Origin of the sequence: Pseudomonas cyclaminis (genome assembly GCF_015163715.1) — a bacterium.
Lineage (GTDB): Bacteria > Pseudomonadota > Gammaproteobacteria > Pseudomonadales > Pseudomonadaceae > Aquipseudomonas > Aquipseudomonas cyclaminis.
The window spans coordinates 14579-37627 of the sequence record NZ_JADDUM010000041.1 but is presented as its reverse complement, the minus strand read 5'-3'; the positions used below and the strand labels follow the sequence as shown (position 1 = coordinate 37627).

Below are 23049 nucleotides of genomic sequence, written 5' to 3'. Positions count from 1 at the left end.
ACGATTTCGAATGCGCCAAATCGTGCGCGACCTATCTGTTCTTATGCGCAGCTGCGTATGCAGCCTCACATGCGAATCCGGCTACTCTGCTTCGGTCAAGCGCTTCTGCCAGGCTTCCCGCTGTTTCGTCAGCGCTTCTACGCAGGTCGGCAAGCAGAGCGGTAAGGTCAGCTCTTGCCTTGCTTCCGCTGGCAACCTCGGCAGTGCAGGTGCGTCGGCTGGCAAGGAGGTCGGTGATTTGCTGCTGCAGGCTGCGAGCACGACCGTCAGCGACAACAACAGCAGCCTGGATGCTTTGGTTTTGAGTCTGGGCATTGTCGGCTGCTCGGTTGATGTCGGCGGTGACCTGGCGCTGTAGGGACAGGGTCTTGCTGAGCGAGTCTGCTTTGGCGGTTGCGTTATCGCGCTCACCGGTGACCTCGGCCAGTTCTGACTTGGCTCGCTGGAGCTGGATATCCATGATGCCGAAGGCTACGGCCACGGCCAGGGCAATCCACACCCAGGCCGGCACCAGCTTCAGAAGGGCGATCACTTCGGTTCACCGTCGCGCAACTTTGGCTGCTGGATCACTCGGAACACTGCTACCCCGATACCGAGGATCATATTCACCGAGGCGAAGATCAGCGGGTCTACCGCGCCCTGGAAGGCGGACCAGCCAGCGGCGGCCGCGTTGAGGGCAACACCGATGATTGCCAGTTGAACGCTGGTCATGCGCCAGAACTTTCGCCATTCAGGGATTAGGGTCATGGGATATCTTCGCTGCTGGGAGTTTCTCAAGCCTTTCGGCGTAGAGCTTCCATTCATCGCGACTCTTCAGGGCCTCTCGCAGCTGTCGAGCCAGTCGATCAGACGGCGCGCAGTTCGAGGCAGTGAGGCCGGATACCGTGTAGGTGATCTGGGGTGGCGGAACAGGCTTGGTCGTGCACCCGGCAATCAGGAACATCACGATCAGCACAATTTTCATTTTGGGCGTCCGTTCTTCACCAGGTCACGCATGCTTTCGACGACTTGCTCAATCTTGAACTCTTGGCGCTGGGTGCTGACGCGCAGGGAGTCGACGAACTTGTCTGTCGACTCCCTCGATCGCTCCAGCGATTCAACCCGCTGCCCGATCAGGGCTTGATTGGTCTGGTAGGCGGCGAGCTGTACCTGGAGCGATCCAAGCGAACCCACCACGTACACAAATGCGCCAATGGCTCCCGCCGACAGGATCGTCTGCAATATCGGCACGACGACCTTGAACGCCGTGCTATCTGCAATGCGCGATACTTCTGTCATAGGGGCACCAGGGAATTAAAAGGGCCTCATTGGGTGAGGCCAAGATGCAGCAAGGAGCGGCGGTGATCTGTTAATCAGCCAGAGTGAAGTCAAGGTAGTACGCCTTGCCCGGCTCAAGCTTGTCGGCGACGGACTTCACGATCTTGGCCTTGTACTCGGCGACAGGAGTGAACTTGCCGAACACAGCGTTTTCACCAGGTGGGTCTTTTGGAAGAGCGCACACCGCGCCAAACCGGACATCACATAGTGGATCGTCACGGTCTTGGTTGGCGTGACGAACATGGGCGACTTCGTGGCATACCATTTTGCAGCGCATTACTGGAGACATGATGTTTCCTCGGGTTGCGAGCAGGAGGGCCTATCAGTCTTTCGCCTGCGGATTTAAATCAGCTCCAGCGGCACTCCCAGCTCGGAGCAATGGGTGTGGTGGAGCCGAAAACGAAAAAGCCCCGCACGATGGCGAGGCTTTAATGGTTTTCGATTAAGTTGCCGAAGGCAAAATTATCAGGATGGCGCTAATATGCCACCAGCCGCACGGGAACGCAATAGGCCCTCATGCGGCCTCGCGCATTTCGTAAATTACCGCTGCAACGGGGCTCAATGCGCGACGGTCCAGATCCTCGCAGCACTCGAAGATCAGTTGCAGCACGCCACCCCAATCTCGCTCCCAATTGCACGACTCCAGCCGTACCTCGAACACCTGCCACAGCCACGCCCGGAACTTCTCGGCGTTGTTCAGCGGGTCTTCGTTGGCCGATTGGCCGCCCTGATGCATATGCCGGTACCGGCGCATTACCCCCTTCACCACGAACTCCAGTTTCTCGCGCTTGGCTGCCGTCATCCGTGGCGACTTGCCCACCACCATCAGGAACACGACCTCTTCCGCCGCTTCTCGGATATCGTCGCTCTGCTCGGCGGCGTACATGAAGTCGCCGAAGACACGGATCTGCGGGTGCAGTCGGGCGATTGCCGACTGGATATGCCCAGCCAACGCCCCGTGCACCGCGTGGTTAGCCGTGGGCCCGCGCTCGGTGTTCTGTACCACCACGCCCAACTGCACAACGTCAGAGGTCTGGCCGGGGGCAGGGTTGTATTTGCAGTCATGCCACGCTTGGCGCGCTGAGTTGATCTTCATGCTGCCTCCCCCTTCTTCAGCTCTCTGGTCATTGCCCGGTACTTGGCCTTGATGGCCTTGATCTCTTCCACGGTGTACTTGCAGGGCGCATGCAACCCTTCCAGCCAGGCGACCTTCTCGGCGCCGATGCGCTGCACAAGGCGAATGCGGTACTCCACCGCGTTGCCGGATAGGTTGCGGTTGCACTTCACGCACTGCCGGTGAATATTCAGCGGCTCGAAGCGCAGCTCCGGGCAGGCACCTACGGATCGGTAGTGCCCGGCGTCCCAGCGGCTTCCCGTCATGAGGTCGTTGTCGTTGGGCGTCGAGTCGCAGCTGATGCAGGGCAGGTGCGCGTCACGCAGGCGCACGTACTCGTTCACCGCGGCCTGGGCTTCGCGCAGATGATCCGCCCTGCTCTTCAGCTTCTCTTTGCGAACCTTGATCTCGGCGCGCTCGATCTGATCCAGGGCCTTGCGGGCTTTCGGGGCATGACGCGGCCCATCGATCAGAGCGCACGCCGGGCTGCAAACAGCCTGCCCCATGCGCGAAGGTGCGAATGAGGCCCTGCACGTAGCAACGCGGCATTTCTTCGGCTTGGCCGGCTTCCGTTCGATGGTCATACAGCCTCCCTGGCTTTCTGCTGCTCATGGGTGAAGTCGCCGCGAAGGGGCATCAGATGTTCAGGACGGAAGAAGTCCGCGCCATCCACGTCCTCGCGATAAACGACCCAGCCGTCAAACTTCGGAGTCCAGAGGCAGCCGTCTGGCTCTTGCGCCGTCTCGCCGTTACGCAGGAATACGTCGAGCTTTACCGTGGTCATTGCTGGGAAGCCGAGCCCACTCCGAAGCGTGAGGGCAAGGTCGCCGGATTTGAAGTTATGGCTCATGCGGCCTCCTGGCTAAGCAGGTCAGAGAAGTACACGCCCTGGGGTGCAAAGCGCGCGACGATTCGGTCGGTATAGGCAATGCCCTGTGCGCGATTGAACAGACTGGTCACCGGGAAGCCATCCGGGCCGAACAGGTGGCACTCGCCCATCATGTCCAGCTTCGTTTCGTACGGCAGGTGGCGCATCACCCGGTACCACTCAGCCTGAAACCCTGAATCATCGTTCAGCAGGATCTGGACGCCGACATGGAGCTTGCAGTACTTGCGCGCCTCGGCTGGGTCGCCCAACTGGGTCATCTCGGCGATGCGCTTGTACATCGCGAACCAAAGGCGGTTCTGGTCGAGTGTGCGGTCCTTGCCAGGGCGAAGACTCACCACCACGAAGTGCTTGTCCTCGAACATCTTGGACATGCGGGTGATGGCCTCAGTGAGCATGGAGCGGCAGTTGACGCTGATTTTGTCGGTCATGGACGCACCCCCTTGATCGACGCGAAGTCGAAGTCTGGAAGCTCGCTCACCCCGTTGAGGTAGTCGACCATCACCTTCACGTCGCCCTCGTCGCATGCGCCAGGCTGGGCCTGCCAGCAGTAGAACGGGTCGGTGTTAGGCATGGCGCCGTAGCACATGATCCCGTAGCGGCTGTACATGCCGTCATGCACAATCCCGACCCGAGCTTTACCCTTGTCGAAGTAAACGATGTAGTGGTTGATCCCTTCGGAGCGAACCAGCTTTGGCTTTTTTCGATTGTTGCGCTTGATCCACTTTTCGAGTTCGGTGAGCTGAGTCATGACTGCTTTCCCTGACCCATGGCGGCGCCGATCACTGCAAGCACACCAGCGCGGCATTGCTCACCGTCCGATCCAAGTTCGCGCGGCCCGTAGTAAGCTGTGTTGAATATCTCGCGTAGGCGATCACGCGGCATTGCAGATACGCGAAGGTTGAGATAATCACGCAGCGCCTCGTTCTCAGCCTTTAGCTCAGCATTCACCTGCTCGTAGGCTTCGTAGCCGGTGCGTAGCCCGGCGTTCTCGGCCTTGAGCTGGTCGCGCTCGCTGGCAGCGTCAATCAACTTGGTCGCATTGCAATCGCATTGGCCGCGCCATTCGCCGACGATGTCATGCACATCACCGGTGTCGCTGCAACTCCAGCAAGAAGGCCCGTTACGCCAAACCTCAAGCTCTTGCGCAAGATCACGTTCGGTCGTGCTACGCAACGTCTTCAGCCGATCGTTCTCGGCGATCAGGGCCAGGACAGCGGAGGGATTGGCTGCGGCGATGAATTTCAGCGCGGCGTAATACGCCTCATCCTCTACGTCATGGCCTGCATCAGCTTCCAGCAGATGCCGGGTGTACCCGTCATCCTTGAAATACAGGGAGTCATTTTCGACCAACCAAGGTCCAGTCGGCGCCGCTTCGCACAATACTTTCAGCTTTTTGTTGTCGGTCATGTCCGTTGCTCCGTGGTCTTCTTGCCAAACTTGGCCAGCAGCAGCGCACGCGCCGATTTGCCGTCAGTCGGGATGCCCTGTTGAAGGATTCGCGCCCGGGCCTGTTGGTCGGCCAGCTCGTTGGCGAGTTCGAAGTCGGTCTTCTGGCTGTCGTGGCCGATGCCGGTGAGGATCTTGCCGTCCAACGGCTGGCCTTCCTGGGCGCGGCGGATCACCACGGCGTAGTTGTGATCGAAGCGCTGGCGCAGGCCCTTGTCTTCCTGCTTGGCGGAACGCAGGTCGAACAGGCCGGTGGCAATGGCCGCGATCTTCACGCCTTCGTGGCTGTAGACGCCCATCAATGCCTCCACCCATGCGTCAGCGCTCGCTGGCAGCCCGAAAGCCTCAGGTCCAGGCGTGCACCAGCCTATGAACTGGCCGACGCTTGGAGCGAACGGTGAGCCGCTTTTCCGGCACTGCTCGATTCCATAGCGGATCTGCTCCAGAGAACGGATGCCAGCGGCCATGAAGCCCATAGTCCAGTTGCGCATCGCGGCAGCCTTGGTCTTGTCGTCTGGCCATGCCTGCTTGTGGGCCGGGAAGATGGCCTGCAACTGCCGAAACAGGCGCTCGACCACTTCACCGGTGGCGTCATCCACAACGCCCAGCTGGGTTCCGGTCTGCGCCGGGGCCTGATAAGGGGTGGCGGTGGCCAGGGCCCGCGCAGCACCTGGGATCATCTGAGTGACGTTCTTCATAGGTCATCACTCGTATCGGTGCGCCACGACTGGTCGTAGAAGTCCGGGCCGTTGCTGACAGTTTTGCCGCCAGGCACCACCTTGTCCGGGAACAGGCCGGTCCAGCCGTTGCTGATGGACTGGTTAATCACTGCGTCAGCGTCGTGGTGGCCTGCCAGGGTCTTGGCTTGCTTTGCGCAGGTGGTGGCGGTCAGTGGACGCTTAATCTCGGCGCGGTGCTGGCACCAGTCCTGCCAGGTCTGGTCGCTGACGCTTTCAGGCTTGGCGGTCACCGGATCAAACTTTGCAGCCTTAGTGCGCGAGGGTGCTTTAGCGCCCGAAGGTTTTTCAGTCCTTGCTTGCTGTTTCAGTCCTTGCTCACCTTCAATACTTACTAGTGTCGGATTTGCCGGATACGGTTGAGCCGGAAGCGGTGCAGCCGTATACGGTAAAGCCGGAAGCGGTGATTCAGAGACGACATAGTGGGTTTCGCCAAGCAAACCAGAGCCCAAACGATCCTGGCGGCGCTGGACGTAGCCGGCGGTGATCAGCTCTTGCAGTAGGCCGTAAACACCGTCACGCCCGGTAGGCTTCGAAGACTTTGAGGTCTCGTTGCGCAGGTGAGTGACTGACACGGCCCAGTGGTCAGGCTTACCCAGCAGGAACACCAGCAGGCCACGCGCAGCCCAGCTAAGGCGCACGTCCTCGCTGATCGACTTGCTGAGCATGTAGAAATTCGCCTCAGGCCGAGGCGCACGGATGATGCTCATTGCCGCGTCTCCAGCTGATACTGATCCCACAGCCCGGCAACCCAGTCGACGCCCTTAGGGGTGAATTTTGTTTGATTGAACGCGTGACCGTTTTCGGCTGTATCGGTTTTCACCTCGAAGCGACCAGCATCGATATGCGGCTGATATGCCTGCCACTCCCCGCCCATGCGGTACATGATCTTTTTGTCGAGAAGAAAATCGCGGAATCTCGACTCATTGGCCTTGAGAAGTTTTGCTGTCTGGCGAAACCCCTTGAGCCCCGTTGATTTGACGTATTTGTCGACGAAAGCGATCTTTGGAGCAGCCTCAATCAGGGCCTGATTGGCCTGCTGATGGAGATCGAACTGTTCAGCCCAAGCGCGGGCAGCGGCTGCCGGATTGGAAAAGTCTGGGAGCGTGGCGATAACACGCGGGCCTTCAAACGCTTTCAGCCTTTTCAGCACGGATCGACGCACAGCCTTTGACTCGCGCATACCAACCAGCATGCATTGGTCAAGAGTCAGGTCATAAGTGGCGACTTGATTGCCATGGTGGGGGGTGAAATACTTTTGCACCCCCTCCAGCTCATCACCGAGTTCGTCTTCGACGCGGGCAAGGAACTGGTCATTGCGTACTTTTGCCTCGCCCGCCAGAGACCTCGCGTCATTGATAATTTCGCGCAACTCAATGGTTGGCATTGTCCGCGCCACGTTTTCAGCTATCGAAAAACGTGGCGCGGATTCGTTGGTATTGACGACGGATTGGGGAATAGGCATTATTCGCTCCAGAACTTTGTTGTATGTGCTGCACAAGAAGCCAGGCCACGAACCTGGCTTTTTTGTGCCCGTGATTTGGCAGTTCGGTATTTCATTGGCAGATCCTCAATAGTCCCTGAGGGGCTAATCAGCCCTTTCGTCCTATGGAAGCGACGTTGCTCCGACTCTTTGGCGGCCGGGTCATTCGATCCAGCGCCCGATTCATAATTGTTGCTGCCAGATCCTCGGGTGTTACTCCGTTGCGTCTGGCCAACAGCTCTAGATCAGCTATTCCTTGCCAATCGAGCTGGATTTCCAGCGGCTTTCTTTCAGGCACAGGGCCTCCTCGGCAACTTCAGGCCACGTCGGTTTTTGCGTTAAGCTCTTCCATCATCTGGTTCAGGCCGCGCTCGAGGATTTCCCGGGCGAGAACTGCTTTCTGCGTGCGCTGAAAACGCGCCATAGCGGTGAGCAGGTCGTCGGCCACTTCATCCAGGCGGACCTTGGTGGGCTTGTCGTGCATGTGGCTTGGGTCAAAGTGCATCGTTTGTCTCCAGTGGCTAATGAATGGGTTTAAGCGGCTTGAATTTCGGTGTTCTTGGCGGTCTCTTCACGCTCGGCCAGTAAGAGCTCAATAGCTTTTCCTGTGCCGTAGCCGACCATCGTCCCGCTGGTTGCGCGGGAGATCGTGGCCTGGGTGGTGCCGCAGTGTTCAGCTACTTCTGTCTGCGACAGCCCGAGCTGGAAAAGGCGATTCAACATCTCTTGAACTGTCATGACTGGAATCCTATGAGGTTTTGCATGAGGAATCATACGAATATGCATTGCCCCATGCAATAGAATTCTCATAATCCGCATTCGTATATTTGGTGAGTCATGGATATCGCTGGGCGCATACGCGCAAAAATGGCCGACACCGGCCTGAATGAAACGCAGCTCGGCAAAAGGTCTGGCGTTCCTCAGCCAACGATCAATCGGATACTGTCAGGCGAGAGCGCAAGCCCGCGTATGCCTACTATCGCCAAGCTGGCAAGAGCACTTAAGGTTTCCCCTGAGTGGCTTATGTATGGAATTGGCGACGACACCTTTGATGCCAACGTTGAATCGGCTCAGGGGCCTACGCGGTATTACGAATACCCTGAAATTAGTTGGGTGCAGGCTGGGGTGGCGGCTGAGGCAATGGATTTGTTCAACGTAGGCGACTTCGAAGCGATGCACCCCTCTGACGCCTGGGCGGGGCCTAATGGTTTCTGGCTAAAGGTAAGGGGGCCATCCATGACCTCGACCAACGGAATGAGTTTCAGCGAGGGAATGCTGATCCTGGTGGCTCCGGGTGGCGACGTTGAGAATGGTCAATATGTCGTGGCCAAGCTAATAGACACCAATGAAGCGACGTTCAAGCAGTTCATATGGGACTCGGGGCGGGCCTACCTAAAACCTTTGAACCCTTCGTTCCCCACCGTAGAGGTGGACGACACCTGGTCAGTGGTTGGGCGAGTGGTTGACGCAAAATGGCCTAGATCAGTGCTTTAGATCAGAAAAACACCTAATGAAGCCCGGCTCAGGTCGGGTTTTTTTACGCCCATGAAAAATATTATGCAAAAACGTATTGACCAATATTATGAGGATTCGTATAGTCACTCCATCGAGTCACCCAACAGTGACTCGCCAGGGCCTCAGGGCCTGACCGCTCTTTAACAGTCAGCGCAACAAACAACAGACCGCATTGCCTCTACCGGCGACCGGCGAGCAGACAGGCCCGAAAGCCTGCCAACGACAGGGAAAACCTTGTACGGCTGCTCGATGGTGAAACGCCAGAACCGTGTATGCCCAGTAGGCACGAATGACCCGGCAAGCAATGCGCCCCGCGAATCCCAGCGGCAGATGGGATAGACACCAAATTCAAGAATTAGCGGGCCCGATAGCTTCGGCTGGGACCGCCGTACCTCATGCACCCTGCCCCACTCAATCAGGGCACTCAGAGCTGTAGCGTGCATGTTGTAAGGACCTGTGATCCACGGCGAACAGATGCTGTTTTACGCTGTGAGTAGGAAGCTCGAAGCCCGCACCCATGACGAACCGCCGACCTGCAATCAGCAGCGGGATACGCGGCGCCGCCCTAGCGCAGAGGGAGCCACCGCTGACGCAAAAAACCCAGGCCGTCGCCAGTAGCGGGCCTGGGCGCCACAGATTTACTGATGCCGCTTCTATGAGGCGGCATTGGAAATCAACGGAGACACCAAGATGCTGACGAAAGAAGACATTCCCCGCTTTCGGGCCGAGGCGAAGAACTTCCGAGCTCACGCCAAGGCTGCCAGATCAGAGGCCGCGAAGTGCAAAGCGGCCGGTGACTGGGTAGGCAAGCTGAAAGCTGAGTGCCGGGCCACTGAGTACGTACGAGATGCCCAGGCGCGGGACAAGTGGATCAAAGAATTGAAGGCGGCATGACGGACCATTTCACTGATGCCCATCCAGAGCGGTGGGCATCGGGAAAACAACCGGGAGGAAGTCGATGTGATGAAGTTAAGCGGATGCGACATTGATGAGCGCGACCTTATCCGAAGAGCTATTCGCAACCTGAAAGGGCCGAGCAAATACCGATCCAAGTACGGCCAGTACCGCTGGGCGCTGGTGCGTGATGCCTTTGGTGTTGGTTCCGGCGTCGCCAGCGCGCTTTGCCGTGAGTTCGGATTCGACCCTGAGGAAATGATCCGCTCATGAAGTGTCGCGACGGTCTGTCGTTAACCGCCCTATACCGGTGATGGTTGAGGTCCTGGGTGGTCAGGACGAACCCGGCTAACCCACCCGAGGCCCTGGTACTCCCCAGCACCAGGCTGCATCGGAGTGTGATCTACCAGTAAGCGCCGGTCGCCAACTCGGGCGCCACGGACGACGGAAAGACGGGATAAAAACTGGTCGCCGTGCTGGACGAGATAGATCACACCCCGATGCGGACTAAACTGCGGCCTATAACCGCCCACCTGCATCACCGCAACACGCAGATGAATGCCCGGGCTGACGGGCGAGTGTAAGACCTGAGGGATCTCGGGAATCGTGGCCGGTAGAGTGAGTAAGCGCCCAGATGGCCACGGCGAGTCCAAGAATAAGCGGCTGAAACCTTCGCCCCGGTGAAACTCCGGTGTCACTAAGGCCGCTAATAGTCGTGCCGGGATCAGCTCCGGTCATCTGCACCAACCGGCGAATAGCTCAACCCGCATTGCGCAGGGTCAGCGCCAACCTGGTATTGGCGAGCTACCTTGATCTGGCACAAGCGCCGTGACAGCCGGGAAAGACCGGCAACCCATTCTATAGGTGGCCACTGCCTGCCCAGTGAGCGAACGATAGGAGTGACCGCCATGAAGTAGATCAACGATACACCCGCGTGGCGTAGCAAGCCTGAAGGCTTCGCCCGACACCCTGACAGGCAGCGGAAAGCAGGACCGACGATGTCACCGCGCATCAGCCGAAAGGTAGGCCCAACCCAAACGAAGAAGAACACCGCAGGCGAGTCCGAGGGCATAGCTGGCCAGACTCGACACATCCCGGGCAGTGCCGGGCGCCTGCACCCTTCCCCGCCTCTACCCGTCAGCACTCACCCCGCGCCCATCGGCAACTAGCGGGAGGCATGAGTGTTGACGAATACAGGCGAACCAACGAATGGAGTTGACCATGAACCAAAGTCAGCACGCTTACTGCGATGTAGCGCTCGCAATGAATCAGCGCCGCAATATGGCCTTGGCGCTTTGCCTTGGCCTGGTCGGCTCCAGCGCACCGAAGACCTCGCCGCTTTACCGGGTCATCCCGGCCGGGAGTGAGTTCTTCCACGTCGTTGATTCCGCCACCGGCAAGGTGAAAGGGTTTCGCCGCAACCACAACGAAGCCTGCGCCCTGGCTCGGCGCCTGGAGACCCGCGATGCCAACCAGCTACGCGGATAGCGCCCAGGCTAGGGAATCCGACAGGCGCTGGGACTTGCCCAACTTTGGCAAGAAGCAGCACGTCGACCTGTTCCACGAGTACACGGCTGACGACCTTACTGAGCGCGAGGCTCGGCGCCTCAAAGAGCGCGCCAGCCTCAAGCTGCGCATAGGTGCCGTCATGGCTCAGATGGAGCTTATCTGCCCGCCAGTAGGAGGCACGGAATGAACGTCGCACAGCGAGATCATCAGAACGCTGTGAGCTGGATTGAGGGAGAGATCGAAAACATGATCCGCGACCTGGGCAAACCTAATGCCAGCTCCGCTGCTACATCGTGCGTCACCCTGGCCTTCATGCTGCGGGTCATTGACGAAGCCGAGCACCGTTATTTCCGGGCGCGCATCGACAAAATCTACGTCAACTACAACGCCTCCACCCCTTCCGCCGCTTGACGGCGTAACCACACCACAAACACTTACAATGCTGCGCCAGGCGCGGCGAGGGATCGTCATGTCCACCAATCCTAAAAAAGCACCCGCACAAGAGTCGCTCGAAATGAGCGAAACCGGAGATGCGCAAATGGCTGTATCCCCTGCAGCAGCGGTTACCGACATCGCTGAATATCGGCCGCACGAAGAACAAATCGTTCGCCTGGAAACAACCTACGCGAAGCTGGTTGTTGACTGCTCGACGAGCGAAGGATTGGCGAGCGCGAAGGAAGTTCGCGTCGACATCCGCGATGTGCGCTACGCCCTGGATAAGACCACCAAAACCGCGTTGGTGCCATATCAGCAAAAGGTCAAAGAAGCTCAGGCTCGCGTCAATCAAGTCAAGGAGTTCGGTGAAACGCTCAAGAGTCGTGTGCTAGCAATTGAAGAGCCTGTCGATGAAGCGATCAAGGCCGAAGAAAAGCGTATTGCTGATGCCAAGGCAGAGCGCGAGCGTATCGAGGCTGAGCGTATCGAAGCCATCCGGGCCAAGATTAGTCGCTTCAGCTCTGTCGCTGCCGCATACGCAAGCCGCAGCGCTGCCGACGTCGCTAGCGTTCTTCAGAGTGTGAAAGACTCGGTAATTCTGCCCGACGAATACGGCGAGTTTGAAGCCGAAGGCACCATTGCTCGAGACAACGCAATTGAGCAGTTGGAAGCGCTACTCAAGGCTGCCATTGACCGAGAAGAAGCTGCTGCCAAGTTGCTGGCTCAGCAGAAAGAGCTGGACGAGCTGCGCGAGAAGCAACGCATAGCCGACGATGAGGCTGAAGAACTGCGTAAGCAGCGCGCTGAGGAAGACCGTCTGCGGTTGAAGAAGCAGCAGGACGAGCTGGACCAGCAGCGCCGCGACATGGAAGCACAACAACGCCAGCAGCGTGAACAGCAGGAAGAGCAACAGCGCCAGCAGCGAGAACGTGACGCGCAGTATCAGCGCGACCAGGAAGAGCTGGTCCGTCTGCGCGCCCAAGCTGCCGCGCCGGCCCCGGTCATTGCTACGGCTCCTGCCTCGATCGAAGCGAAGGCCGAGGTCGCACCAGTCAAATCACAGGCGACCAGCGCTGAACAGGACGATACGACTACGACCGCGCCGGCAGTTGACGACATTGTCGAGGTTGTCGCCCTGGGCTTTGACGTCGACCTCGAAACTGCTCGCGCCTGGCTTCGTGCCATTCGCTTCTAACCACTCTTTCCATCTCACGGCCAACACACATCGTGCTGGTCACGGAGAGCGCTATGACCGATACAGACACCCAAGCACAAACCAGCCTTGCGACCTCTCACGACCCTTCGCACAACGCGGCCGCGCTCATCCTTGACCCAGGCACCATGCGGTCGATGACTGACCTTGCCACCATGATGGCTGACGGAAAAACAACGGTTCCGGAGCATCTCCGGGGCAACAGGGCCGACTGTATGGCAATCGTCTTGCAGGCCATGCAGTGGCAGATGAATCCATTCGCAGTAGCCCAGAAAACGTTCATCGTTAAGGGTGGCGCGCTGAGTTACGAAGCCCAGTTGGTCAACGCTGTAATCACATCCAAGGCACCCACCATCGATCGCCTTCACTACGACTGGTTTGGTCCTTGGGAAAAAATCGTTGGCAAATTCATCGTCAAGAAAAACGCGGAAAACAAGGAGTACCGCGTGCCCGGCTGGGGCCTGCTCGACGAAGTGGGATTGGGCGTCAGAGTTTGGGCAACCTTCCGCGGTGAGGATGAGCCGCGAGTGCTTGAGACGCTAATGGCGCAGGCTCGCACTCGCAATTCCACGCTCTGGGCTGACGATCCAAAACAGCAAATTGCATACCTCGCCACCAAAAAGTGGGCTCGCCTATTTTGCCCTGACGTGATCCTGGGCGTTTACACGCCTGACGAGTTTGAAGGCTCATACGGGAACGAGATTGACATTACGCCCGGCGAGCAGACCGCAAACACCGCCGCAGCTGCAGGCGTGTCGTTCGGCCCGAAATCCCCGTCGCCTGAAATCGACGGAGTATTCGCGGATCTGCTGGCCGTTGCCAAGCGCCAAGACATCGAAGCCTACGCGGCAGCCTGGGCTGGCCTCAAGCCGAAGCAGCGCGCGGCAATCGGCCTGGAATGCCACGAGGCACTCAAGAGCATGGCGGCAACCGTCGACGCTGACTTCACCGACATTACGAACGCCAACGGTGACCAGGTCCGCACAGAGGAGGCCGCATAGTGAGAACTGAGCTTCAAGGCACGGAGAAGTGGCATGCGGACCGATCTGGACGCGTGACAGCCAGCCGCTTCAAAGATGTGCTGGCCTGGGGAAAGCCTGACAAAAGCGGCAAGCGCGAGCCTATGGGTGCCCGGACCTCGTACATGCGTGAGCTGTGCTTTGAGCGGCTGGCAAAGAAGTCCAAGCACAACGTCAGTAGCGCCTCCATGAAATGGGGCCACACCGAAGAGCAAAAAGCTCAAGACGCCTACGAGATGCTGACCGGCAACATCGTTTTGCCCTCGGAGTTCATCGTTCACCCAAAGTACGACTGGTTGGGCTGCTCACCCGACGGTCTCATCAACGATGACGGGGGCACCGAATCTAAGTGCCCTTTCAACGAAGCGATACACGTCAGGACCTGGCTTGAAGGCATGCCCGAGGAACACATGCCGCAAGTCCAGGGTTGCATGTTCGTGACGGGCCGTAAGTGGTGGGACTTTCTGTCATTCGATTCTCGCCAGGATGAAGAGTGCCAGCTCTACATCGAGACGATCTACCGCGACGAAGACTACATCGCCAACCTTCACAAAGAGCTGGTCCAGTTCAACCTGGAACTGAATCGCATGGTTGACGAGGTGGCAGACAAAGCCCGGGCGCAAGCCCACCGTTTAGGAGCCTGATCATGATCAGCAACCACCTCAACCTGGTTGAGCAGCAGCGTCAGCACACCGATTCGATATCGGAGCGCATCGCGCAGTTCCTGGCCGCCGGCGGACGATCTACCAAGGCAATAGCCCGTCGATCAACCCGCCACCGCCGAAGCGCTCAACCAACATCGATCCCGAAACCATTCTCAAGCGCCGCAAGCCGCCCATCACACGGGCCGAGCGTAACGCGCTGCGTAAACTCGCGGAGGCATTATGAGCAAGCGCAAGACGCATAACCTGCAGGCGCGCATCGCCCGGTCGTGCCGCTCGCTACTGGCATCCAATTACGTAGCGGTGGTCAACATCGACCCCAGCGGCCGCCAGGGCATGATCAATTACAAGTCGCTGAAGAACATCGCGCCCGGGAAGATCGGCCAAGCCGTTTGCGGTATCCCCCACCGGTGGACGATATACCTCAGCACGCTTTGCATCGATGCCCGCGGCGACCGCTACAGCAAGTCGGTGGAGGTCGCGCCCAATGGTGTCTACCTCTCCGACCACCTGGAAGACGTGATCGAGCATTGCTACAAGAAGCTGCGCGACGAGGCCAATCAAAGCCAGATGGTGGCTTCGGGCTGGATCGCCATTCCCGAAGCGATATCGCTCGACGAGGCGCACGCCGCGCGGATCTTCGAAGCCGTCGGCGCCTGGAGCCAGGTGAAGGTCGATTCATGCGCCGCATAGCCCGCATCCAGCAACGCAAACGTCAAACCTGGCTCGCACTGCCGGCCAGCGGAATAGAAGAGGTAGGCCATGGCTGCCGTGCAGAAAGAACGATCAGCAAAGACTGCGGCGAGGCGAAAGACTCGCGGCGAGGAAGAATTGCGACTACACACCATGGCCGGAACCCGCCAAGCCTTAGCTGACCTGATGGCCTGGCACGGCATCGAGGAACAGGGTGAGGCCATGACTTTGATGATTCACCACCTGCACGGCCTGGGCCCAGCAGGATCAGCGCAGTTCCTAGCGCCACCACGACACGAATACGTGATTCCTGAAAACGTGTCGGCAAAACTTCAACTCGCCTACGCCCGCGAAACCCTTCGCATCTGTCACGACGAATAACCAAAAAAGCCGAACCCCGCGCCGGGCTTGGCTCCATCCTGAGGAATACCCATGAAGCCCGAAATGATCACCCTGAAGCACGGTGAAGCGTCTATCAAGATGCCCGCCTCTGCCTTGGCACAACTGGCAATGGCCAGTGTGTTCGCCCAGGTGCTGCCGCCGGCGGCGAACGTTCAGCCTATTGCGACATCGGCCATTCCTGTAATAGGCCAGCCATGGCCGGGCCAAGGCGGCATTAACGGCGGATACGTACCAGCGCGTGGCGATGTTCCAGCTCACTACCTGATCTTCGGCGACAAGGACCTGGGTGAATTCAAGTGGGGGCGCTACCAGGAAGAGTCGCAAGCTACGAGCAAGTGGGACGGCAAGTCCAACACTGATGCGCTGATCGCGGCAGGAGGTCACCCAGCAGCCGAAGCGGCGCGCAACTATACCGCTGACGGTCACAGCGACTTTGACCTACCTGCGGCCGCTCAGCTCTATCAGGCATGGGCTCATGACTTGATCGCCAAGGGCGCCTACTGGTCATCCTCGCAGCGCTCAGCCTACCTCGCATTCAGCATGGACTTCGGTGATGGCTATCAGTTCAGCTACGGCAAGCTCAACGAGCTCCGCGTCCGCCCCGTCCGCAGATACTTTATTTAATCCTTCATTCATTCGTTCTTGATCCGGCACACCAGGGCGCACAGCGCCTTTTTTGTTGCCTTCGAAAAGAGGAAGCATCATGTCCGCAGTTGAGAAAGCAGCAGTAACCATCCAGGAAATCGGCCAGGCCTACGGCGGCGGCTTCGTCAGCGGTATTACCCGCGACCCGGTAACCGGCAAGCGCGCCCTGAACATAACTGCCGGCGCAGCGCATGAGCTGGTCGGCAAGTGGGGCGAGTACGGCGTGAAGATCGAAGGCGCCGACAGCTTCACCAACAGCCTGGCCAACACCCGGGCCATGGCAGCGGCAGGCAGTGAGCTGGCAGCCAAGGTGCTGGCCCTGAGCATTGGCGGTCACAACGACTGGGCGATCCCAGCGCGTGACGTGCAAGAGCTTCAGTTTCGCCACTTCAAACCAGGCACTGACGACAACTGGCAATACGGCCGCAGTGGGGACAACCCACACAGCGAGCCTGTCGGCCTTCTGTACAGCGAGCAGGACCCGGCGCAGACAATTCACGGAGGCTTCCGCGACGGCGAGCCCGAGGCATTCCAGCAGCGTGCGTACTGGTCGTCAACGCAGCGCTCAGCCGACTACGCTTTCGGCATGTACTTCGATGATGGCAGTCAGGACACCGGCGGCAAGTTCCTCGAGCTCCGCGTCCGCCCCGTCCGCAGCGAATTTATTGATTAATTCGATTATTTAATCCGGCCGCGTGCGGCCGGTTGCTTTGCTTATGGAGCTGTACCGCAATGGGAATGCACACCGATCTGTCGATCTATCGAGCGGCCATGGGCCTCCTGCACATGGCAACCATTCTGACTCGCAACATCCCGCGAGACCTCAAGCAATCGCTGGGCAAGCGAGTGATCGACGAATGCATCGAGGTCGTGATGCTGATCGCCCGTGCAAACGCAACCCAGGACAAGCGGCCACACCTGACCCTGTTGGTCGAGAGGGTTCAAGTGGTCGAGTTCCTGATGCGCCTATTCAAGGACAGCCGATTCATCAGTGTCGAACAGCATGCGAAAGCGATAGAGGTGACAGCCTCCGTCGGCAAGCAAGCCAACGCCTGGAAACGCTCTACCCCAACCGCGCCCGCTACCTGAAGGTTACGGCTTTCTGGTCTGTGCGAATTGAATCTGGTCGTGCCGCTGACCTGATAGGTCACCGCCATGCGCACAAGGGATACCGACGGTCTAAAGCGTCCGTGCAGGTCCCGCGCAGTTTCCGTGCTGATCGGCTATGCCTTCGGCTCGGCGACGTAGATAGCACGATAGGTCGCAGCGCTCAGCCAACAACGCATTCAACATGAACTTCGATGATGGCAATCAGAACAACAACGACAAGAACAACGAGCTCCGCGTCCGCCCCGTCCGCAGATTCGACTTTGGGCCCCTACCCGTTTCAGGATCTGGTCCAGGCCTATTACGACTGCCGACGCACCAAGCGCAACAGCGACAGCGCGCTGGCTTTCGAGATAGACCTGGAGCGGAACCTGATCCAGTTGCACGACGACCTGGTCAGCGGCAATTACCGCCCAGGCCGATCCATTTGTTTCGTGGTCACCCGACCGAAAGCCCGCGAAGTATGGGCGGCAGCCTTTCGGGACCGCGTCGTCCACCACCTCATGTACAACCATGTGGCACCGCGCTTCTACGCCAGCTTCATAGCGGACAGTTGCGCATGCATTCCGGGGCGCGGCACGCTGTACGCCGCCACCCGGCTTGAGTCGAAGATACGGAGCGCCAGCGAGAATTGGTCGAAGCCGATCTTCTATCTCAAGTGCGACCTGGCCAACTTCTTCGTCGCCATCGACAAGGCGGTCCTGCGCAAGCAGCTGGAGGCCAGGATCACCGAACCCTGGTGGTTGGCCCTGACCACGCAGATCCTGATGCACGATCCGCGTGAGGATTACGAGACCCGCAGCCCGGCGCACCTGTTCAACCGGGTGCCGCAGCATAAGCGCCTGGTAGCGCAGCCCGCACGCCTCGGCCTGCCGATCGGCAACCTGTCGTCGCAGTTCTTCGCCAACGTCTACCTCGATGCGCTGGACCAGTTCGCAAAGCACACGCTGCGCGCCAAGCACTACATCCGGTACGTCGATGACTTCGTGTTCCTGCATGAGTCGCCGCAGCAGCTCAACCAGTGGCTGGCTGAGGTCGAAGCATTCCTGCCCAGGCTTGGCGCCAAGCTGAACCCCACCAAGACGATCCTGCAGCCCGTGGATCGCGGTGTCGACTTCGTTGGCCACGTCATCAAGCCGTGGCGGCGAACCACCCGCAAGCGATCACTGGCCCAGGCACTAAAGCGCACCGCCGCGGCGCCCGCCGAGGATCTGCGCGAGACGGCCAACAGTTACTTCGGCCTGCTCAGTCAGGCCAGCCACAGCCACAGCGATCGAGCAGCACTCGCCCGCGTCGTGCTGAAGCGCGGCAACAGCGTCAACGCGGCGCTGACGAAGACCTACCAGAAAAAATAACCCAACCCCATCAACGAATCACGCCAGCCGGCGAGCCAATCGGCTGTCTGGAGTAATTATGAATCCCTATTTGATCACCGGGCCCGCCCAGATCGGCATCAGTGGTGGTCGCACCAGCGGGCACATGGTCTACAAGATCCTCGAAGCCCACAATGGCGTGCTCCCGCAAGATGTACATCTGTGCTTCCAGAATACCGGTAAGGAGCGCGAGGAAACGCTGCAGTTCATCGACCAGATGGCCAAGCGCTGGGATGTGCACGTTACATGGATGGAGTGGTGCCGGGTGTACGGGCAGCCGGATGATGCCCCCTGGTACAAGCTGGTGGACTTCGAAACCGCAAGCCGCAACGGTGAACCCTTCACCATGATGCTGGACTACTTTGCCGCGTACCGAGCGCAGGAAAAAGGACTCCCGATGTGGCTGCCCAATTTCTCTAACAACGCGTGCACCGCCTACTTGAAAATCAAGATTGGCGAAAAGCACATGCGCTCGCTGGGTTACGACGAGTGGGACTGTGTGATCGGCATCCGCAAGGATGAGCCTGGACGTTACCACCGAATGATGGCTGCCAATGCAAAGGGCGGCGCCCGATGGGACAGCGTCTGCCCTTCATATACTGCCGGCATCACAAAGGAAGACGTTGCCGAGTTCTGGCACAAACAAGAGTTTGATCTGGGCATGGATTCGGACCTCGGCAACTGCGACCTGTGCTGGAAGAAAGGTGAGGACAAGCTGTTCAAGGCCATTCAGGCCGAGCCAGAACGCGTGATCTTCTGGTCCGGCCTGGAGGAAAAATTCAACCAGGTGTTCCGCATGGACCGCCCGAAATACTCCCATCTGGCCTGGTACGCAGAAAACTACAAAGGCCAGATGGATGCGTTTGGATACTCCGAAGATATCGACTGCTTCTGCGGAGATTGACCTAATCCCCCACTCCACCGCCCGGGCATGGCCCGGCAAGGACTCCCCGTGAGCGCACCAACTGGAAAATTGAAACTGGCCTATCAGTCACTGGCACACGCCGAGGCTCGGGAGAAAGAGCTGCAACAGCGCCTGACCGCCGCGGATGAGCGGGCAGATGTGCTGGAGGGGTTATTGCGGGAAGTCGTTGTGCTTGACCCGCGTGGCGAGTTCCTGGGCTGGCAGCTTGACGGAAAAATCGATGCCGCACTCAAGCCAGCAGAGGGTGGTGGCGATGATTGAAATTGATGGATTCTCAATGTTCGCCGGTTTTGGCCTGGGCGTTATCGTCGGATTCGTCTTGCTGATGGCAATTTCTGCGTGGGGTGACTGATGCGCGCCCAACTCCCCGCCTACTGCTGGTGCCTGCTGGCACTGGCACAACTGATTTGCTGAGGTGCTTTATGAGTGTTCTGACGGATAACGAAACCCGCATCGCCAAAGACTGGCAGGCAATGTCCATAACCACCGTCGAGCAGGCGCAGTACCTGAAGATCGCTCGATACCTGGGCGACTCTCCAGCAACCACTACCTACATGGTAGGCCTGCATATGCGTGAGGCTTGCTCGGTAGTTCGGCGCGACCTTCGCAAGATGGAAAAGCTCGGGTATGCCGTGGCCGACAGCAACGGGTCGAACAATATTTACTGGAGCCTGAAGCCATGACCACCAACCAAACGATTGACGGCCTGCCGCGTGAGGTGGGCCTATGCGACCAATCCTGTCCGAGTTAACGGCCGAACGTCTGAAACAGGTAATCGAATACAACGAGCAGACCGGAGAATTCAAGCGCGTCAGTGACGGAACCCCGGCCGGATCTGTCAATTGTGATGGCCGTCTTTGGATTCGCGTGGATGGAAAGAGATACCTGGCACATCGGCTTGCATGGCTTTACGTGACTGGCGCATGGCCGGCTGATCAGATTGACCACCGCGACACCGACAAGTCGAACAATGCCTGGGCCAATCTTCGCGAGTGCAGTTACAGCCAGAACAAAATGAATATATCCGCCCAGGGCAATAACAAGCTCGGCCTGAAGAACATCCATCAGATCAGGAATGGCAGCTTTAAGGTGTCGATTGGGCGGGAAGGCGTTTATCACCAGAAGATATTCAAGACAATCCCAGAGGCTAAAGCCTGGGCCGATCAGAAGCGCGCCGAACTTCACGGCGAATTCATGAGGGCATGAAGATGGAAGATATAAATAAACCTACGTGCAAGATTTGCAACGGCACCGGGCATGTTTCGGACGGTGAGATTGATTGTTACGCCGACGGAACCCCATATGAGAACGGCCCGGTGGCCTGCATCAAGGATTGCCCAGACTGCAAGCCAGCCGCCCGACCACAGTCCAATGTCACCCTCGCTGATGAGGGTGAGATGCCAGCCGCCCTACCCCAGGGCGAGCAGGTAGCCTGCATGCCGGTTGAGCGCTGCTACGACGTACGAGCGAAGATGATCATTGCTTTCAACGAAGCCAGGAAGGCCGGCGGGGATTTGGATGATGCGCTCGACGCCGCGTACAAGTCAGCCTTGCGCTTCTCGCCAAACCCGCTGGCAGCCGAGAAAGCCGATCGCTCACCGGAGGCCTATGCCATTGAGCATGCCGAGTACATGGCCAAGTCAGCTGACGACGTGCTGGCGAAGTTCCAGGCATACGGCCTGGCTCTACTGGCCGTAGATGAGGGCGGCGACGACGGGGAAGGTGAGCTGCTTGAGAATATCGACTCCACCCGCAGTGACCTGCAGGAAGCTATCGTAGATCTGCGCGGCATGGTTTACGACTTCCGCAAGCGTGCCGCCAAATCCCGATAAGAGTACATCCGTACTCCACCCGAAAAACCTGTAACCCCTCCCCCTTCAAAGTCAGCCGCTATAGCGGCAAGGACGAAGTCATGCCCGACTATAACGAACTGAAGCGCCTGGCCGAGGCTGCAACCCCGCAAGAGTTCGATACAGCAGAGGAGAAATCCGGAAATGGCTATATCGAATGCCCGCATTGCGGAGGAAGTGGCGAAGTAGAGATTGAAGCGGACTATTGCAATTATGACGGCGCAGCGATTGGCGTCCAATTTTACGGCATCGGCCATGAGTTTGGTGCGGCCGAGGCGTACTACCGGGCCGCTAACCCTGCAGCAGTGCTGACTCTGATCGCCGACCTTGAGCGCAACCAGCGCATGCTTCTTGCCGCCTGCATGGACATGGGCGCGATTGGCAATGCCCTCGGCGCCGACATGAACGCCGACGGCGATGAGCTGCTGGGCATGGTTGTTGAGCTCAAGGCTGAGCGCGACCGCCTGCGCGAAGACCGGGACGGCCTGCTCGAAGCAGGAGCACACCTACTATGATCGCCACGCTCTGGTTCGCCTACGTCTTCATCTACAAGGGGTCAAGGCCATGAGCGACGTACCCATTGAGCCGCAGGACTATCTGTACGGCGTAAAGGTAGTGCAGATCGAAGACCTTCGCGTTGCCCGCGGCATGACGCGCAGACCGACCAGCTCCTGCCAGCACAAGAAGCTGGTGTACGACGAGAAAGAGCGGCGCGTCTGGTGCAGCGACTGCGAATCCGAGGTTGAGCCCTTCGACGCGTTCGTTGGCATTGTCGGGGTTTTCAGCGGCGGCATGAACTCGCTGAAGCGCCGCCAGCGCGAACTGGCTGAGGCCGAAAGCTTCCAGATGCGCAGCAGAGCCGCAAAGGTGATGGACGAAGCCTGGCGCAGCACGAAGATGGCGCCCCTCTGCCCTCACTGCATGGCGGCGATTTTGCCCGAGGACGTTGCCGGCGGAGTGGCCAGCACGTCGAAAGCCCTGGTCGTCGCTGCCCGAAAGCGAAAAGCAGCAGCAAAACCCTAACCCCAACCCCCCTACATGCCTGCCGGTGAGCGGCGGGCCACCTTCTGCCGCCCCGTGCGGCAAGGACAACCCAACCCAATCAATCCACCCGGCAACGGCGTGGCGAGGTATTCCTATGGCTACTGCAGAAAATATTGATCGCTTCCTACGCCTCGACGAGGTGCTTCACACTACCGGCCTGGGCCGCAATACTGTTTATCGGCGGATCAGGGAGGGCACATTCCCAAAACAGGTTAGAATAGGCCCCAATTCGGTCGCCTGGCGCCAGTCGGCAATTGCTGAATGGATGACCTCAATCACGCCCAGCAACGACCAATCAGTACATTGATCAGTACACCAGAAACTGACAATACCCCCTAAGCCACGCAACACAAGCCCTACAGGTCACACCGTGGAAATCTTCAAAGAGTTTACCTTCGAGTCCGCCCACCGCCTGCCGCACGTGCCGGATGGCCACAAATGCGGGCGCCTGCATGGGCATTCGTTCAAGGTGGCGATCCACCTGAGCGGCGACCTGGATCCCCATACCGGCTGGATTCGCGACTTCTCGGAGATCAAGGCGATTTTCAAGCCGCTCTACGAACGCCTCGACCACAACTACCTCAATGACATCCCAGGCCTGGAAAACCCCACCAGCGAAGTGCTGGCCAAGTGGATCTGGACCGAACTGAAACCCCTGTTGCCGGAACTCAGCGCGATCCGCATCCATGAGACCTGCACCAGCGGCTGCATCTATCGCGGCGAGTAAGCCTTCACGGTAAAAAACCACCCTTTCGGTTTACCTGTGGCGTGGGGCTT

Annotated in this window: 40 protein-coding genes and 1 pseudogene; 25 read left to right on the top strand and 16 right to left on the bottom strand. The window is 58.8% G+C overall.

The features are described from left to right. Positions 1 to 31: 31 nt before the first annotated feature. The 16 genes from IQK56_RS07345 to IQK56_RS07265 form a co-directional block, all read right to left on the bottom strand. Positions 32 to 532, bottom strand: coding sequence for a DUF2514 family protein (locus IQK56_RS07345; protein ID WP_193861885.1), 501 nt, complete (start codon positions 530 to 532; stop codon positions 32 to 34). Next, the gene (locus IQK56_RS07340) at positions 529 to 747 is read right to left on the bottom strand and encodes a DUF7940 domain-containing protein (protein WP_106804551.1); all 219 of its coding nucleotides are present in this window, start codon (positions 745 to 747) and stop codon (positions 529 to 531) included. Before IQK56_RS07340 ends, IQK56_RS07345 begins: the two co-directional genes overlap by 4 nt. Next, positions 731 to 964 carry a hypothetical protein gene (locus IQK56_RS07335; RefSeq protein WP_193861884.1) on the bottom strand — a complete coding sequence of 78 codons (234 nt, stop codon included), beginning with the start codon at positions 962 to 964 and terminating at the stop codon, positions 731 to 733. The genes IQK56_RS07340 and IQK56_RS07335 overlap by 17 nt, the downstream gene beginning before the upstream one ends. Next, the gene (locus IQK56_RS07330; protein ID WP_193901622.1) at positions 961 to 1278 is read right to left on the bottom strand and encodes a hypothetical protein; all 318 of its coding nucleotides are present in this window, start codon (positions 1276 to 1278) and stop codon (positions 961 to 963) included. The genes IQK56_RS07335 and IQK56_RS07330 overlap by 4 nt, the downstream gene beginning before the upstream one ends. 70 nt (positions 1279 to 1348) lie before the next feature. Beyond that, positions 1349 to 1606, bottom strand: coding sequence for a hypothetical protein (locus tag IQK56_RS07325; protein ID WP_193861883.1), 258 nt, complete (start codon positions 1604 to 1606; stop codon positions 1349 to 1351). 225 nt (positions 1607 to 1831) lie between these two features. Beyond that, a complete protein-coding gene (locus tag IQK56_RS07320; RefSeq protein WP_193861882.1) occupies positions 1832 to 2413 on the bottom strand; it encodes a hypothetical protein in 582 nt (193 codons plus the stop codon). After that, complete coding sequence (locus IQK56_RS07315) at positions 2410 to 3015, bottom strand: recombination protein NinG (RefSeq protein WP_193861881.1); 606 nt, start codon at positions 3013 to 3015, stop codon at positions 2410 to 2412. The genes IQK56_RS07320 and IQK56_RS07315 overlap by 4 nt, the downstream gene beginning before the upstream one ends. After that, positions 3012 to 3281, bottom strand: a complete 270-nt coding sequence (locus tag IQK56_RS07310) for a hypothetical protein (protein WP_193901620.1) — start codon at positions 3279 to 3281, stop codon at positions 3012 to 3014. The genes IQK56_RS07315 and IQK56_RS07310 overlap by 4 nt, the downstream gene beginning before the upstream one ends. Further along, positions 3278 to 3748 (bottom strand): hypothetical protein, encoded by a 471-nt coding sequence (locus IQK56_RS07305; RefSeq protein WP_154845434.1) that lies wholly within the window; start codon positions 3746 to 3748, stop codon positions 3278 to 3280. The genes IQK56_RS07310 and IQK56_RS07305 overlap by 4 nt, the downstream gene beginning before the upstream one ends. Continuing rightward, the gene (locus IQK56_RS07300) at positions 3745 to 4068 is read right to left on the bottom strand and encodes a hypothetical protein (RefSeq protein ID WP_193901618.1); all 324 of its coding nucleotides are present in this window, start codon (positions 4066 to 4068) and stop codon (positions 3745 to 3747) included. The genes IQK56_RS07305 and IQK56_RS07300 overlap by 4 nt, the downstream gene beginning before the upstream one ends. Beyond that, positions 4065 to 4727, bottom strand: coding sequence for a hypothetical protein (locus tag IQK56_RS07295; protein ID WP_193861879.1), 663 nt, complete (start codon positions 4725 to 4727; stop codon positions 4065 to 4067). Before IQK56_RS07295 ends, IQK56_RS07300 begins: the two co-directional genes overlap by 4 nt. Continuing rightward, on the bottom strand, positions 4724 to 5464 hold the full coding sequence (locus tag IQK56_RS07290) for a replication protein P (protein ID WP_193861878.1): 741 nt from the start codon (positions 5462 to 5464) through the stop codon (positions 4724 to 4726). Before IQK56_RS07290 ends, IQK56_RS07295 begins: the two co-directional genes overlap by 4 nt. Next, a complete protein-coding gene (locus tag IQK56_RS31080) occupies positions 5461 to 6213 on the bottom strand; it encodes a hypothetical protein (RefSeq protein WP_246500172.1) in 753 nt (250 codons plus the stop codon). Before IQK56_RS31080 ends, IQK56_RS07290 begins: the two co-directional genes overlap by 4 nt. Continuing rightward, positions 6210 to 6968 carry a phage antirepressor KilAC domain-containing protein gene (locus IQK56_RS07275; RefSeq protein ID WP_193861877.1) on the bottom strand — a complete coding sequence of 253 codons (759 nt, stop codon included), beginning with the start codon at positions 6966 to 6968 and terminating at the stop codon, positions 6210 to 6212. The genes IQK56_RS31080 and IQK56_RS07275 overlap by 4 nt, the downstream gene beginning before the upstream one ends. Positions 6969 to 7302: 334 nt before the next feature. Further along, positions 7303 to 7491 (bottom strand): hypothetical protein, encoded by a 189-nt coding sequence (locus tag IQK56_RS07270; protein WP_010568074.1) that lies wholly within the window; start codon positions 7489 to 7491, stop codon positions 7303 to 7305. Between the two features lie 29 nt (positions 7492 to 7520). Continuing rightward, positions 7521 to 7724, bottom strand: a complete 204-nt coding sequence (locus IQK56_RS07265) for a helix-turn-helix domain-containing protein (RefSeq protein WP_181125206.1) — start codon at positions 7722 to 7724, stop codon at positions 7521 to 7523. A 99-nt stretch (positions 7725 to 7823) separates the two neighbouring features. On the opposite strand from IQK56_RS07265, the gene IQK56_RS07260 reads away from it, so the two are divergent. From IQK56_RS07260 to queD, 25 genes and pseudogenes are all read left to right on the top strand, one after another. Continuing rightward, positions 7824 to 8480: a LexA family protein gene (locus IQK56_RS07260; protein WP_181125207.1), complete on the top strand. Its 657-nt coding sequence runs from the start codon at positions 7824 to 7826 to the stop codon at positions 8478 to 8480. A gap of 711 nt (positions 8481 to 9191) precedes the next feature. Continuing rightward, positions 9192 to 9395 (top strand): hypothetical protein, encoded by a 204-nt coding sequence (locus tag IQK56_RS07255; protein ID WP_193901616.1) that lies wholly within the window; start codon positions 9192 to 9194, stop codon positions 9393 to 9395. Between the two features lie 15 nt (positions 9396 to 9410). After that, positions 9411 to 9668 (top strand): hypothetical protein, encoded by a 258-nt coding sequence (locus tag IQK56_RS07250; protein ID WP_193862352.1) that lies wholly within the window; start codon positions 9411 to 9413, stop codon positions 9666 to 9668. Positions 9669 to 10616: 948 nt separating this feature from the next. Then, complete coding sequence (locus tag IQK56_RS07245; RefSeq protein WP_193862350.1) at positions 10617 to 10883, top strand: hypothetical protein; 267 nt, start codon at positions 10617 to 10619, stop codon at positions 10881 to 10883. A 34-nt stretch (positions 10884 to 10917) separates the two neighbouring features. Further along, complete coding sequence (locus IQK56_RS07240) at positions 10918 to 11091, top strand: hypothetical protein (protein ID WP_193862349.1); 174 nt, start codon at positions 10918 to 10920, stop codon at positions 11089 to 11091. Further along, positions 11088 to 11315 (top strand): hypothetical protein, encoded by a 228-nt coding sequence (locus tag IQK56_RS07235; RefSeq protein WP_193862348.1) that lies wholly within the window; start codon positions 11088 to 11090, stop codon positions 11313 to 11315. Before IQK56_RS07240 ends, IQK56_RS07235 begins: the two co-directional genes overlap by 4 nt. A gap of 58 nt (positions 11316 to 11373) precedes the next feature. Then, complete coding sequence (locus IQK56_RS07230) at positions 11374 to 12534, top strand: coiled-coil domain-containing protein (protein ID WP_246500171.1); 1161 nt, start codon at positions 11374 to 11376, stop codon at positions 12532 to 12534. A gap of 53 nt (positions 12535 to 12587) precedes the next feature. Next, on the top strand, positions 12588 to 13553 hold the full coding sequence (locus tag IQK56_RS07225) for a RecT family recombinase (RefSeq protein WP_193862347.1): 966 nt from the start codon (positions 12588 to 12590) through the stop codon (positions 13551 to 13553). After that, positions 13553 to 14215 (top strand): YqaJ viral recombinase family protein, encoded by a 663-nt coding sequence (locus IQK56_RS07220; RefSeq protein ID WP_193862346.1) that lies wholly within the window; start codon positions 13553 to 13555, stop codon positions 14213 to 14215. The genes IQK56_RS07225 and IQK56_RS07220 overlap by 1 nt, the downstream gene beginning before the upstream one ends. A 2-nt stretch (positions 14216 to 14217) precedes the next feature. Next, positions 14218 to 14459 (top strand): annotated as a pseudogene (locus tag IQK56_RS31075) (hypothetical protein). Then, positions 14456 to 14926 (top strand): hypothetical protein, encoded by a 471-nt coding sequence (locus IQK56_RS07215; RefSeq protein WP_193862345.1) that lies wholly within the window; start codon positions 14456 to 14458, stop codon positions 14924 to 14926. The pseudogene IQK56_RS31075 and the gene IQK56_RS07215 overlap by 4 nt, the downstream one beginning before the upstream one ends. Before the next feature lie 69 nt (positions 14927 to 14995). Then, positions 14996 to 15307, top strand: coding sequence for a hypothetical protein (locus IQK56_RS07210; RefSeq protein ID WP_193862344.1), 312 nt, complete (start codon positions 14996 to 14998; stop codon positions 15305 to 15307). A 51-nt stretch (positions 15308 to 15358) separates the two neighbouring features. Then, positions 15359 to 15952 carry an Lcl C-terminal domain-containing protein gene (locus IQK56_RS07205; protein WP_193862343.1) on the top strand — a complete coding sequence of 198 codons (594 nt, stop codon included), beginning with the start codon at positions 15359 to 15361 and terminating at the stop codon, positions 15950 to 15952. Between the two features lie 79 nt (positions 15953 to 16031). Further along, positions 16032 to 16646: an Lcl C-terminal domain-containing protein gene (locus tag IQK56_RS07200; protein ID WP_193862342.1), complete on the top strand. Its 615-nt coding sequence runs from the start codon at positions 16032 to 16034 to the stop codon at positions 16644 to 16646. A 59-nt stretch (positions 16647 to 16705) separates the two neighbouring features. Next, positions 16706 to 17062, top strand: a complete 357-nt coding sequence (locus tag IQK56_RS07195; RefSeq protein ID WP_032903920.1) for a four helix bundle protein — start codon at positions 16706 to 16708, stop codon at positions 17060 to 17062. Positions 17063 to 17343: 281 nt separating this feature from the next. Then, positions 17344 to 18435, top strand: a complete 1092-nt coding sequence (locus IQK56_RS07190; protein ID WP_193901614.1) for an RNA-directed DNA polymerase — start codon at positions 17344 to 17346, stop codon at positions 18433 to 18435. 58 nt (positions 18436 to 18493) lie between these two features. After that, a complete protein-coding gene (locus IQK56_RS07185; protein WP_193863662.1) occupies positions 18494 to 19357 on the top strand; it encodes an adenine nucleotide alpha hydrolase family protein in 864 nt (287 codons plus the stop codon). 48 nt (positions 19358 to 19405) lie between these two features. Next, positions 19406 to 19639: a hypothetical protein gene (locus IQK56_RS07180; protein ID WP_193863663.1), complete on the top strand. Its 234-nt coding sequence runs from the start codon at positions 19406 to 19408 to the stop codon at positions 19637 to 19639. 161 nt (positions 19640 to 19800) lie between these two features. Then, a complete protein-coding gene (locus IQK56_RS07175) occupies positions 19801 to 20061 on the top strand; it encodes a hypothetical protein (RefSeq protein ID WP_193863664.1) in 261 nt (86 codons plus the stop codon). Between the two features lie 43 nt (positions 20062 to 20104). Beyond that, the gene (locus IQK56_RS07170; protein WP_193863665.1) at positions 20105 to 20584 is read left to right on the top strand and encodes an HNH endonuclease; all 480 of its coding nucleotides are present in this window, start codon (positions 20105 to 20107) and stop codon (positions 20582 to 20584) included. A gap of 191 nt (positions 20585 to 20775) precedes the next feature. Beyond that, complete coding sequence (locus tag IQK56_RS07165) at positions 20776 to 21210, top strand: hypothetical protein (RefSeq protein ID WP_193863666.1); 435 nt, start codon at positions 20776 to 20778, stop codon at positions 21208 to 21210. Positions 21211 to 21290: 80 nt separating this feature from the next. Next, a complete protein-coding gene (locus IQK56_RS07160) occupies positions 21291 to 21743 on the top strand; it encodes a hypothetical protein (RefSeq protein WP_193863667.1) in 453 nt (150 codons plus the stop codon). 49 nt (positions 21744 to 21792) lie between these two features. Further along, positions 21793 to 22251, top strand: coding sequence for a hypothetical protein (locus tag IQK56_RS07155; protein ID WP_193863668.1), 459 nt, complete (start codon positions 21793 to 21795; stop codon positions 22249 to 22251). A 115-nt stretch (positions 22252 to 22366) separates the two neighbouring features. Then, positions 22367 to 22579, top strand: coding sequence for a helix-turn-helix transcriptional regulator (locus IQK56_RS07150; RefSeq protein WP_106804585.1), 213 nt, complete (start codon positions 22367 to 22369; stop codon positions 22577 to 22579). 63 nt (positions 22580 to 22642) lie between these two features. Beyond that, positions 22643 to 22999, top strand: coding sequence for a 6-carboxytetrahydropterin synthase QueD (queD, locus tag IQK56_RS07145; protein WP_017736453.1), 357 nt, complete (start codon positions 22643 to 22645; stop codon positions 22997 to 22999). Positions 23000 to 23049: the final 50 nt, after the last annotated feature.

Excerpts from the sequence above, each read along its gene's own strand:
- IQK56_RS07305 (WP_154845434.1), bottom strand. The coding sequence starts at position 3,748 with ATGACCGACAAAATCAGCGTCAACTGCCGCTCCATGCTCACTGAGGCC.
- IQK56_RS07300 (WP_193901618.1), bottom strand. The coding sequence starts at position 4,068 with ATGACTCAGCTCACCGAACTCGAAAAGTGGATCAAGCGCAACAATCGA.
- IQK56_RS07250 (WP_193862352.1), top strand. The coding sequence starts at position 9,411 with ATGCCCATCCAGAGCGGTGGGCATCGGGAAAACAACCGGGAGGAAGTC.
- IQK56_RS07165 (WP_193863666.1), top strand. The coding sequence starts at position 20,776 with ATGCCAGCCGCCCTACCCCAGGGCGAGCAGGTAGCCTGCATGCCGGTT.
- IQK56_RS07185 (WP_193863662.1), top strand. The coding sequence starts at position 18,494 with ATGAATCCCTATTTGATCACCGGGCCCGCCCAGATCGGCATCAGTGGT.
- IQK56_RS07325 (WP_193861883.1), bottom strand. The coding sequence starts at position 1,606 with ATGTCTCCAGTAATGCGCTGCAAAATGGTATGCCACGAAGTCGCCCAT.
- IQK56_RS07335 (WP_193861884.1), bottom strand. The coding sequence starts at position 964 with ATGAAAATTGTGCTGATCGTGATGTTCCTGATTGCCGGGTGCACGACC.
- IQK56_RS07155 (WP_193863668.1), top strand. The coding sequence starts at position 21,793 with ATGAGCGACGTACCCATTGAGCCGCAGGACTATCTGTACGGCGTAAAG.
- IQK56_RS07230 (WP_246500171.1), top strand. The coding sequence starts at position 11,374 with ATGTCCACCAATCCTAAAAAAGCACCCGCACAAGAGTCGCTCGAAATG.
- IQK56_RS07150 (WP_106804585.1), top strand. The coding sequence starts at position 22,367 with ATGGCTACTGCAGAAAATATTGATCGCTTCCTACGCCTCGACGAGGTG.
- IQK56_RS07265 (WP_181125206.1), bottom strand. The coding sequence starts at position 7,724 with ATGACAGTTCAAGAGATGTTGAATCGCCTTTTCCAGCTCGGGCTGTCG.
- IQK56_RS07200 (WP_193862342.1), top strand. The coding sequence starts at position 16,032 with ATGTCCGCAGTTGAGAAAGCAGCAGTAACCATCCAGGAAATCGGCCAG.
- IQK56_RS07290 (WP_193861878.1), bottom strand. The coding sequence starts at position 5,464 with ATGAAGAACGTCACTCAGATGATCCCAGGTGCTGCGCGGGCCCTGGCC.
- IQK56_RS07175 (WP_193863664.1), top strand. The coding sequence starts at position 19,801 with ATGAGTGTTCTGACGGATAACGAAACCCGCATCGCCAAAGACTGGCAG.
- IQK56_RS07315 (WP_193861881.1), bottom strand. The coding sequence starts at position 3,015 with ATGACCATCGAACGGAAGCCGGCCAAGCCGAAGAAATGCCGCGTTGCT.
- IQK56_RS07195 (WP_032903920.1), top strand. The coding sequence starts at position 16,706 with ATGGGAATGCACACCGATCTGTCGATCTATCGAGCGGCCATGGGCCTC.
- IQK56_RS07160 (WP_193863667.1), top strand. The coding sequence starts at position 21,291 with ATGCCCGACTATAACGAACTGAAGCGCCTGGCCGAGGCTGCAACCCCG.
- IQK56_RS07205 (WP_193862343.1), top strand. The coding sequence starts at position 15,359 with ATGAAGCCCGAAATGATCACCCTGAAGCACGGTGAAGCGTCTATCAAG.
- IQK56_RS07320 (WP_193861882.1), bottom strand. The coding sequence starts at position 2,413 with ATGAAGATCAACTCAGCGCGCCAAGCGTGGCATGACTGCAAATACAAC.
- IQK56_RS07235 (WP_193862348.1), top strand. The coding sequence starts at position 11,088 with ATGAACGTCGCACAGCGAGATCATCAGAACGCTGTGAGCTGGATTGAG.
- IQK56_RS07295 (WP_193861879.1), bottom strand. The coding sequence starts at position 4,727 with ATGACCGACAACAAAAAGCTGAAAGTATTGTGCGAAGCGGCGCCGACT.
- IQK56_RS07210 (WP_193862344.1), top strand. The coding sequence starts at position 14,996 with ATGGCTGCCGTGCAGAAAGAACGATCAGCAAAGACTGCGGCGAGGCGA.
- IQK56_RS07275 (WP_193861877.1), bottom strand. The coding sequence starts at position 6,968 with ATGCCTATTCCCCAATCCGTCGTCAATACCAACGAATCCGCGCCACGT.
- IQK56_RS07170 (WP_193863665.1), top strand. The coding sequence starts at position 20,105 with ATGCGACCAATCCTGTCCGAGTTAACGGCCGAACGTCTGAAACAGGTA.
- IQK56_RS07225 (WP_193862347.1), top strand. The coding sequence starts at position 12,588 with ATGACCGATACAGACACCCAAGCACAAACCAGCCTTGCGACCTCTCAC.
- IQK56_RS07215 (WP_193862345.1), top strand. The coding sequence starts at position 14,456 with ATGAGCAAGCGCAAGACGCATAACCTGCAGGCGCGCATCGCCCGGTCG.
- IQK56_RS07270 (WP_010568074.1), bottom strand. The coding sequence starts at position 7,491 with ATGCACTTTGACCCAAGCCACATGCACGACAAGCCCACCAAGGTCCGC.
- IQK56_RS07260 (WP_181125207.1), top strand. The coding sequence starts at position 7,824 with ATGGATATCGCTGGGCGCATACGCGCAAAAATGGCCGACACCGGCCTG.
- IQK56_RS07340 (WP_106804551.1), bottom strand. The coding sequence starts at position 747 with ATGACCCTAATCCCTGAATGGCGAAAGTTCTGGCGCATGACCAGCGTT.
- IQK56_RS07255 (WP_193901616.1), top strand. The coding sequence starts at position 9,192 with ATGCTGACGAAAGAAGACATTCCCCGCTTTCGGGCCGAGGCGAAGAAC.
- IQK56_RS07310 (WP_193901620.1), bottom strand. The coding sequence starts at position 3,281 with ATGAGCCATAACTTCAAATCCGGCGACCTTGCCCTCACGCTTCGGAGT.
- IQK56_RS31080 (WP_246500172.1), bottom strand. The coding sequence starts at position 6,213 with ATGAGCATCATCCGTGCGCCTCGGCCTGAGGCGAATTTCTACATGCTC.
- IQK56_RS07330 (WP_193901622.1), bottom strand. The coding sequence starts at position 1,278 with ATGACAGAAGTATCGCGCATTGCAGATAGCACGGCGTTCAAGGTCGTC.
- IQK56_RS07245 (WP_193862350.1), top strand. The coding sequence starts at position 10,617 with ATGAACCAAAGTCAGCACGCTTACTGCGATGTAGCGCTCGCAATGAAT.